Origin of the sequence: Candidatus Desulfofervidus auxilii, from assembly GCF_001577525.1 — a bacterium.
GTDB lineage: Bacteria > Desulfobacterota > Desulfofervidia > Desulfofervidales > Desulfofervidaceae > Desulfofervidus > Desulfofervidus auxilii.
Map to the genome: position 1 here is coordinate 2,273,869 of NZ_CP013015.1, position 7,559 is coordinate 2,281,427.

Sequence of the window (7,559 nt, forward strand, 5' to 3'; positions counted from 1 at the left end):
AAGGAGGAAATGGAGAAGGCTGCTTAAAAAATATTTCCATTTTTTACTTGACTTTTTAAATGGAAAGTTCAAACCTACAAAATACAGTTAAGAAAATAGAAAACGGAAAACAGAAATTCCCAGTTCCTAATTCCCAATTCCAACGTGCCAACGTTCTAACGTGCAAACGTGTAAACGTGTAAACGTGCAAACGTGCTAACGGCTTTATTAAATACCTTAAGTCTTTGAAAAACAACTTATAACTTTCTAACTTGCAACTTTTTAACTTGCAAACTTTCTAACTTACAACTTTGTAAACGTGCATAAAGAAGGAAAGGGAAACGGGAAACAGAAAATAGAAAATAGAAATTTCCAATTCCCAGTTCCTAATTCCCAATTCTAACGTCCCAACGTTCTAACGTGTAAACGTGTAAACGTGCTAACGTTCCAATTTAACAGAAGGCGATTTTGCATTTTTCAATTTGCATTCTGCATTGAGCCATTGCGCTTAACTATTTATAGCTTAGCAGATTGCTCCGTTAAGCCATCAAGACCAAGCCCTTTCAGGGTGGCTTTCGCCAGTCTTGATGGCACTTCGCAATCTGCTTTTTAAAAAGTAGAGTTGGTTGAAAGGAAAAAAGTTTTTTTTCTTTCTCACCAACCTTAATTTTTCAGGAGCACGCTGTAAAGCGCTGTCAAAGCCGTAAGCCCAAAGGGTGCGGAGTGAAACGGAGCAGCTTTGACAGCAAGCGAAGCAGCGTGCTAAATTAGAAAACAGGTTGGGTAAAGGAATAAAATGTCTTTGGCAGTGCCCCCTTATTTTAGCACACTTTCGGGGGGTTTTTTGTAAGGCAAACGAGGATTTTGGGTTAAAGGTCTTCCTTTACCTTGGTGAATGTGCTAGAGTGGAAATAAGAGAATGAAGTTTCGGTTTTGGCAAAAAAAGAAAAAGCAAAAACAAAACCTATTAAGTAAAAGAACGCCCACCTTATCTTCCAAGCCTCAACCAGAAAATATCACTCACTGGCAAAAGGAACAATTTTTAAAGGAATTTAATGGCCGAGAAAGGGCCTATTTTCTAGAATTAGTCCAAAAATGTGTCTTGGATGGTTACCCTGTGTGTCTTGATTTATATTTCTTTTGTTATTTTAGCACTTTTAAATTCAGAATTCTTTCCCAAATGAGCCATGATTCTCGCTTTAGTTACCTTTATGCTTGGGGGTTGAAAGATTTAACCGATCAAATTGCCTTTTATGAAAAAAGGCTAGAGAAATGGAAGTCTGCTTGAAGAATATAGGGAGGAATTCATCCTCCCTATGTTTATTTCTTACTTTTTCTTAGGATGACACTTAGTACAGCTAGTAGGTGCTTTTTTACCTTCTTTCTTCACCGCTTTGTGACATCCTATACAATTCATGTGATAAGCACATTTAAGTCCAGGAGCTTTACCTGCAGGATAGGCTTTTGTACAAAAACTAAGGCTGTTTTTCTCCGCGGCATTTTCTTTATGACATTCAGAACACTTTTTAACTGGGTCTCCCTCTTTCCAGACATTCTTCCCCTGCTGATAATCATGATGACAATCTGTACAGGCTATATTCATATCCTTAAAATGCTTTTCATGAGTAAAGGACACCGCTGTCTTCTTACAAGCACTGAATCCAGCATCTTTAATAGTAATGGTCGCTGGCACTTCGCCACTCATGGCTATTGTAGAACCAATGGCCAATAATGCCCCTATTGCCAAAACTCCCATAATTAACCTTAAAGTTTTCATTATCCTTTTTCACCTCCTTTCTCTTATTTTTATACAAATATAAAAACATTAAACTATTTTGTCAAGAAAATTTTTTAACTTTTATATGCTTGTAAGATTTGCTCTATACGTTTTTTTACATATTCTATGGCTTCTTTTAATTCTGATGGAGAAAGTTTTTTTATCTGGGTTAATTTTCCTTCTATCTCTTTTTCATTTAGATTAAGCACCTTTGCCATATAAAATGTATCTACCTCCCCATCTTCTTCCAAAAAACCACATCCTCCAGCAGTGCCCAGAAATTCACCTTTATAAAAAATAGGCACTACAAACTTGGTAAAGCCCACATCACATTCACCTATAGCAGCTTCTTTTTTTTCTTGAGCTTCTTTAAGTAAATACTGATGAGCAGTAGCGCAAATGGTCCTACTTTGTTCACCTCCTTTAATCTTGGGGCAAAATTCGTTGGCCCACTTAGAGCTGAAAGCCACAATCAGGCCTTGTTTATCATTTACTCCTCCATTTATTCCAAACTTCTCATAAATCTCTTCTGCTAACTGTTTCCATTCCTCTTTGGACAAAATATCTGTAAGTTCCATATCTTAACCTCCTCAAATCATTTTCTCATTATTTACAACAATTGAAATAAAAATCAAGAAAATCTTGACAGAATTAGAACCAAATTTTAAAACCAAAAGCTGGTTTATGATGCTCTATAGAAAAATTCATTTAGTTAGGCCTCTTTCTTATCAAGTAAAAATTCTTGAAGATAGGTGCAAGGGTTGCCAATTGTGTATTAATGTTTGTCCTAAAAGTTTATTAAAACCCTCAACCCGAGCAAATCAAAAAGGTTATTTAGTAATAGAATGGGAAGATTCAAAAGTAGGGGGTTGTATGGGTTGTGGGGCGTGTTATGAAGTTTGTCCTGAACAGGCTATCAGGATTTATGCCCAGATAGAAAAATGAGTAAGTTATACATGAAAGGAAATGAGGCTATTGTAGAAGGTGCCTTAAAGGCTGGTGTGGAAGGTTTCTTAGGCTATCCCATCACTCCGGCCAGTGAAATTATTGAAACCTTTGCCCAAAGATATTTTGCTGATAGAGAAAGGGAAAAAAGGGGAGAAAAACCCCTTTATCCCAAATTTCGTTTGTTCTTGCAAATGGAAAGTGAAATTGCTTCCATTAACGCCGTGATGGGAGGAGCATCTGTGGGTTGCAGGGTAATGACTGCTTCTTCCAGCCCTGGAATTAGTTTAAAACAAGAGGGCATTTCCTACCTGGCTGCTTGTGAGTTACCTTGTGTTATAGTTAATATAATGCGGGGTGGCCCTGGATTAGGCAGTATTCAGCCCGAACAAGGGGATTATTTTCAAGCAGTGAAGGGAGGCGGTCATGGTGACTATAAGCTTATTGTTCTAGCCCCTAATTCAGTTCAGGAGATGGCCGAACATACCATGCTTCTCTTTAACCTTACTGATAAATATCGCAATCCAGGTATGATATTAACTGATGGTTATCTAGGACAAATGAAGGAATCTATGGAATTCCCTGATATACCTATTGAAAAATATGAAAAGCCTTGGGCAGTGACAGGCATAGGAAACAGAGAGACACAAAATATAATTGAATCCTTGTTTCTTGCTCCAGAACCTATGATAGAGGCAAAGACAAAACTATGGCAAAAATATAAAAAAATAGAATCAGATGAAGTAAGATATGAAATTTATAAAGTAGAAGATGCCAAAATTTTAGTCACTGCCTATGGCACACCTTCTCGTATTGCCAAGGCAGCAGTAGACTTAGCTAGAGAGAAAGGAGTAAGGGTAGGTTTACTACGCCCTATTACCCTTTGGCCTTTTCCCTATAAAATTTATGCTGATTTGACTACCCATCAGATTGATAAGGTATTAGTAGTTGAAATGTCCTTTGGCCAACTATTAGAAGATGTAAAGTTAGGGGTGGAAGGAAGAGCAGAAGTGAGACTTTATGCGGTTTATGGTGGAATTGTGCCTACGGAAAAAGACATTTTAGAGAAGATTATGGAGTTGGGTTAATGAGGGTTTCTGCTTTAATTCCCAAATATCCAGAGCCACAAACCTATTTAGGACGCACCCATTATTGTCCAGGATGTGGACATAGCACTTTACACAAAATCCTGGGAGAAATTATAGATGAATTGGGGATTAGAAAAAAAGTGATTTTGATTGAGCCCATAGGTTGTTCGGTGATTGCTTTAAGCTATTTGAAGGTAGATGGAATCCAAGGACCACATGGCCGTGCCCCTGCCATTGCTACGGCAGTAAAAAGGCTTAGACCCGAAAATATTGTTATTACTTACCAAGGAGATGGGGATTTAGCAGCTATTGGCACTAATGAAATTATTCATGCAGCTAATAGAGGTGAAATGTTTACTACCATCTTCGTTAATAATGCTGTTTATGGGATGACAGGTGGGCAAATGGCCCCAACCACTTTGTTAGGGCAAAAAAGCACTACTACCCCAGGCGGTAGAGTAGCTGAATATTGTGGTTATCCACTAAGGGTATGTGAACTGCTTAATACTTTAGACGCTCCGGTTTACTTAGAGCGAGTGAGTCTTTTTGACTTAGAACATATTTCCCGTACCAAAGCAGCTATTAAAAAAGCCTTGATAAATCAAATAGAAAAACGAGGTTTTTCTCTGGTAGAAGTATTATCTAACTGTCCTACAAACTGGAAAATGTCCCCCAAACAATCGTGGAATTTTGTCAAACAAGAAATGACCAAGGTTTTCCCTTTAGGGGTATTTAGAGACAAGTGAAGACAAAAACTATCATTGCTGGGTTTGGAGGACAGGGGGTTTTATTCTTAGGTGATTTGATTGCCTATTGTGCCATGAAAGAGGGGAAATATGTCACTTGGGTGCCTTCCTATGGTCCTGAATCCAGGGGAGGGACTTGTAACTGTCAGGTAATTTATGCAGATACTCCTATTGGTTCACCTGCTATTGTGCATCCTGATATTCTTATAGTATTTAATGTTCCCTCTCTTTATAAATTTTTGCCTCGTTTAAAAAACAAAGGGATTTTATTCTATGATAGTTTTCTTATTAAAGAGCCCTCTCTCCGGAAGGATATTAAGGTTATTGAAGTGCCTGCATTTCAATTGAGCAAGATGGGGAATATGGTGATGATGGGTGCTTTTATTGCTGTTACTAAACAGATAAAGTTACGCACAGTTTATGAAACATTGGAAGAAAAATTAACCGGCGCAAAGGCTAAATTCATACCTATTAATAAAGAAGCGATTGAGCAAGGTATAAAATATGTTGAACAAAAAAAGGAGGTGTAGTATGTGGGAACAGCTTGATCCAGGTTTGATTAAAAAAATTAGGGCTAAGTTAGAAGAAGAACTTAGTAAAAAGGAGATAGAGACCATTCAATACTGGCTAGAAGAATTAAATAAAGTTTACAATCGCCATCGAGAAATTATTACTCTCCAAAATGCCATTAAAGAATTAAGCAACAGGATGCAAAACAGAATACGAGCCTTGAAGGAGAAAATTTAAAGTAAGATTGGTAGAGGTTTGTCCTCCATCAGGAAGATCAAAAGATTTTTAATATCCTATCTAATCTAAAGGTCTTCACAATTTGGTCTGTATAACAAAAGGCTTCCATATAGTAATGTTTCCCACACCGAAAGCATATTATAGGATGGACCACACGCGGTTTAAAGGCAAGATGGCCATTGGTATAAATAATCTTTAAATCTCCGTCCTTTTGCATTACCTGAGTGAGCATTTTTAATTTAGGGTCAGAAGGGTCATTTAGCGGTTTAGGAAGGTAATTTTTGACATAAAGTGGCTCACCTGCCCACTCCCAAAAATTTTTTAAAGAATCAGAGAGAGAAAAACCGTTTTTTTCTAAAATTCGGAAAAAGATAAAGGCTGTGTGTCTTGCATCAACTAAGGCTCGATGACATCCTTTATATGGACTTTGCCAATATTGAATAAGAAAAGGCAAACTATATTTTTCTAGCTGAGGAAAGTATTTGCGCATCAAAGTATGAGTATCTACAGTAGGATTAGAGAATAAAGGCATTTGTTCTCTTTCTAAATGGAAAGCCAACATTCTCAAATCAAACACTGCATTATGGCCTACTAAGATAGCCTCGCCAATAAAATTGGAAAATCTTTGCAACACCTTAGGCAAAGGTGGGGCATTGGCCACCATTTCGTCTGTGATACCGTGAATTTCTGTAGCTTTACTGGGAATAGAACGTTGAGGGTTAGCTAAAGAAGAAAATTCTTCTACTATACGTCCTCCATATATTTTTACTCCCCCAACTTCTATAATCCTGGCGGTTAATGATAGTCCAGTAGTTTCTGTATCAAAAACCACAAAGGGTGTTTCCATTAAAGAAGACATCTTTTAATTTCCTTTTTCTCCACAAATTAATTTAGTTCTACCTGTAGGAGTAATCTCTTTTACTACATTTGTAAAAATGTTCTTCAACTCTTCTAACTCATGTCGGACAATTTCTCTTCCCTCTTTACCCATAGAGAGTAGGCGTAAATGGTAAAGAAATTTAATAAACGGATGTTTTGGCTCTTCATGTTCCATCATACAAAAACGCCCGCCTGGTCTCAAACAACGTTTGATATTTTCTAAAGCCAAACGACGCGTCTTTCCTGTTAATTCATACATGGCATGTGAGCAAGTGATTACATCAAAAGTTCCTGATTTAAAAGGAAGGGCACCAGCATCAGCTACTACCCAATATAGATTTTTTCTCTTTAAAGTTTTTGCCTTTTCTCTAGCTTTTTTAAGCATACCTAGCGAAAAATCTAATCCTATTACCATTCCCTGCGGTGTGTATTGGCTGAGAATTATAGCTAATGCACCTGTCCCTGTGCATAAATCAAGGACTTTATCTGTAGATTTTACACCACTTTTGCGGGATAAATAATGACGCAGCCATAAACTTTTATCTTGAGAGTGGAGTTTTATCACCCAATCATAAAAATATGAAAAAACATCGTAATATCTTTGTCTAATTCTCACTTTTTGTCCTCCTAATTATTTTTAAAATATAAGCTTTACTTGAAGCCGTCAAGGGTTACCTTGCAGGACTTTCCCCAGAATTTTTAAAAGCTTTCCTAAAAGGAAGATAAGGTAAGCTCCTCAAAACCGTAAAAAATTAAGGTTGGCGAGAAAGAAAAAACTTTTTTCCTTTCAACCAACGTTTTGTATTCACGAAGTCGCCGAAGGCGATTTCCCGAAGGGTAAGATAGCCTTACGGCAATTGCAAAATGAAGATTGCAAAGTGCAAATTGCAAAGTCATTTTCCCCCTCCTTTCACAGTTGTAGTGGAATTGGGGTCTATAATTAAAAGTCAAGTAAAAAATAGGGAATGAAATTAAGAAGCCTTCTTTATGTGATATAAATGATAAATGGCTAGGGGAACATTTGTGGCTAACGGGGTCAGTCAATAATGTTGAATTATTGTGACTCGGTTTGAATTGCCGGATGTTCTCCTGCCAATACCCTGTCTAATGGAAAGGTGCCTTTAAGTGGCTATTATAGACGGGATAAAGGTATTGGCAGAGCCATAAAATATCAAACATAAAGGAGGGTGAGGCGTGAAAAGGTTATCTGGAGGAATCGATATTGGCAGTGATAATCATCACATAATTATCATGGATGATGAAGAACAGATTTTGTATGACCAGAAGATAGCACACAAATTCAGTGAATTTTATAAGGCAGTTAGAGAATTTAGAGAGATTGAGAAAAGAGAAGGTGGGATAATATCATTTGCAATTGAAGGAAAGAATGGATACGGA

At 37.3% G+C, this 7,559-nt stretch carries 10 protein-coding genes and 1 pseudogene; 7 read left to right on the forward strand and 4 right to left on the reverse strand.

All coding sequences use genetic code 11. The annotated features are described in order from the left end of the window. Positions 1 to 898: 898 nt before the first annotated feature. A complete protein-coding gene (locus tag HS1_RS11365) occupies positions 899 to 1,267 on the forward strand; it encodes a hypothetical protein (protein ID WP_066065554.1) in 369 nt (122 codons plus the stop codon). A gap of 39 nt (positions 1,268 to 1,306) precedes the next feature. Here the strand turns inward: HS1_RS11365 and HS1_RS11370 are convergent, their stop codons facing one another. Then, the gene (locus HS1_RS11370; RefSeq protein ID WP_066065557.1) at positions 1,307 to 1,756 is read right to left on the reverse strand and encodes a cytochrome c3 family protein; all 450 of its coding nucleotides are present in this window, start codon (positions 1,754 to 1,756) and stop codon (positions 1,307 to 1,309) included. Positions 1,757 to 1,830: 74 nt separating this feature from the next. Further along, the gene (locus HS1_RS11375; protein WP_066065560.1) at positions 1,831 to 2,334 is read right to left on the reverse strand and encodes a PocR ligand-binding domain-containing protein; all 504 of its coding nucleotides are present in this window, start codon (positions 2,332 to 2,334) and stop codon (positions 1,831 to 1,833) included. Positions 2,335 to 2,398: 64 nt separating this feature from the next. Here HS1_RS11375 and HS1_RS11380 point away from each other — a divergent pair, with 64 nt between their 5' ends. The 5 genes from HS1_RS11380 to HS1_RS11400 are packed head-to-tail and all read left to right on the forward strand — an operon-like array spanning position 2,399 to position 5,282. Next, positions 2,399 to 2,701: a 4Fe-4S dicluster domain-containing protein gene (locus tag HS1_RS11380; protein ID WP_245669993.1), complete on the forward strand. Its 303-nt coding sequence runs from the start codon at positions 2,399 to 2,401 to the stop codon at positions 2,699 to 2,701. After that, complete coding sequence (gene vorB / locus HS1_RS11385; protein WP_066065566.1) at positions 2,698 to 3,789, forward strand: 3-methyl-2-oxobutanoate dehydrogenase subunit VorB; 1,092 nt, start codon at positions 2,698 to 2,700, stop codon at positions 3,787 to 3,789. The genes HS1_RS11380 and vorB overlap by 4 nt, the downstream gene beginning before the upstream one ends. After that, positions 3,789 to 4,535, forward strand: a complete 747-nt coding sequence (locus HS1_RS11390) for a thiamine pyrophosphate-dependent enzyme (protein WP_066065569.1) — start codon at positions 3,789 to 3,791, stop codon at positions 4,533 to 4,535. Before vorB ends, HS1_RS11390 begins: the two co-directional genes overlap by 1 nt. Then, positions 4,532 to 5,065 (forward strand): 2-oxoacid:acceptor oxidoreductase family protein, encoded by a 534-nt coding sequence (locus tag HS1_RS11395; protein WP_066065571.1) that lies wholly within the window; start codon positions 4,532 to 4,534, stop codon positions 5,063 to 5,065. Before HS1_RS11390 ends, HS1_RS11395 begins: the two co-directional genes overlap by 4 nt. A 1-nt stretch (position 5,066) precedes the next feature. Next, positions 5,067 to 5,282: a hypothetical protein gene (locus tag HS1_RS11400; RefSeq protein WP_066065575.1), complete on the forward strand. Its 216-nt coding sequence runs from the start codon at positions 5,067 to 5,069 to the stop codon at positions 5,280 to 5,282. A 37-nt stretch (positions 5,283 to 5,319) separates the two neighbouring features. On the opposite strand, the gene HS1_RS11405 is transcribed toward HS1_RS11400, so the two are convergent. Continuing rightward, on the reverse strand, positions 5,320 to 6,141 hold the full coding sequence (locus HS1_RS11405) for a 3'-5' exonuclease (RefSeq protein WP_066065578.1): 822 nt from the start codon (positions 6,139 to 6,141) through the stop codon (positions 5,320 to 5,322). Positions 6,142 to 6,144: 3 nt separating this feature from the next. Beyond that, the gene (locus tag HS1_RS11410; RefSeq protein ID WP_066065581.1) at positions 6,145 to 6,777 is read right to left on the reverse strand and encodes a class I SAM-dependent methyltransferase; all 633 of its coding nucleotides are present in this window, start codon (positions 6,775 to 6,777) and stop codon (positions 6,145 to 6,147) included. Between the two features lie 578 nt (positions 6,778 to 7,355). Between HS1_RS11410 and HS1_RS13475 the strand changes: the two are divergent. Next, a pseudogene (locus HS1_RS13475) lies at positions 7,356 to 7,559 on the forward strand (hypothetical protein); the annotation flags it as partial.

Coding starts and splice junctions, on each gene's coding strand:
- HS1_RS11370 (WP_066065557.1), bottom strand. CDS start 1,756: ATGAAAACTTTAAGGTTAATTATGGGAGTTTTGGCAATAGGGGCATTA.
- HS1_RS11390 (WP_066065569.1), top strand. CDS start 3,789: ATGAGGGTTTCTGCTTTAATTCCCAAATATCCAGAGCCACAAACCTAT.
- HS1_RS11405 (WP_066065578.1), bottom strand. CDS start 6,141: ATGTCTTCTTTAATGGAAACACCCTTTGTGGTTTTTGATACAGAAACT.
- vorB (WP_066065566.1), top strand. CDS start 2,698: ATGAGTAAGTTATACATGAAAGGAAATGAGGCTATTGTAGAAGGTGCC.
- HS1_RS11375 (WP_066065560.1), bottom strand. CDS start 2,334: ATGGAACTTACAGATATTTTGTCCAAAGAGGAATGGAAACAGTTAGCA.
- HS1_RS11365 (WP_066065554.1), top strand. CDS start 899: ATGAAGTTTCGGTTTTGGCAAAAAAAGAAAAAGCAAAAACAAAACCTA.
- HS1_RS11400 (WP_066065575.1), top strand. CDS start 5,067: ATGTGGGAACAGCTTGATCCAGGTTTGATTAAAAAAATTAGGGCTAAG.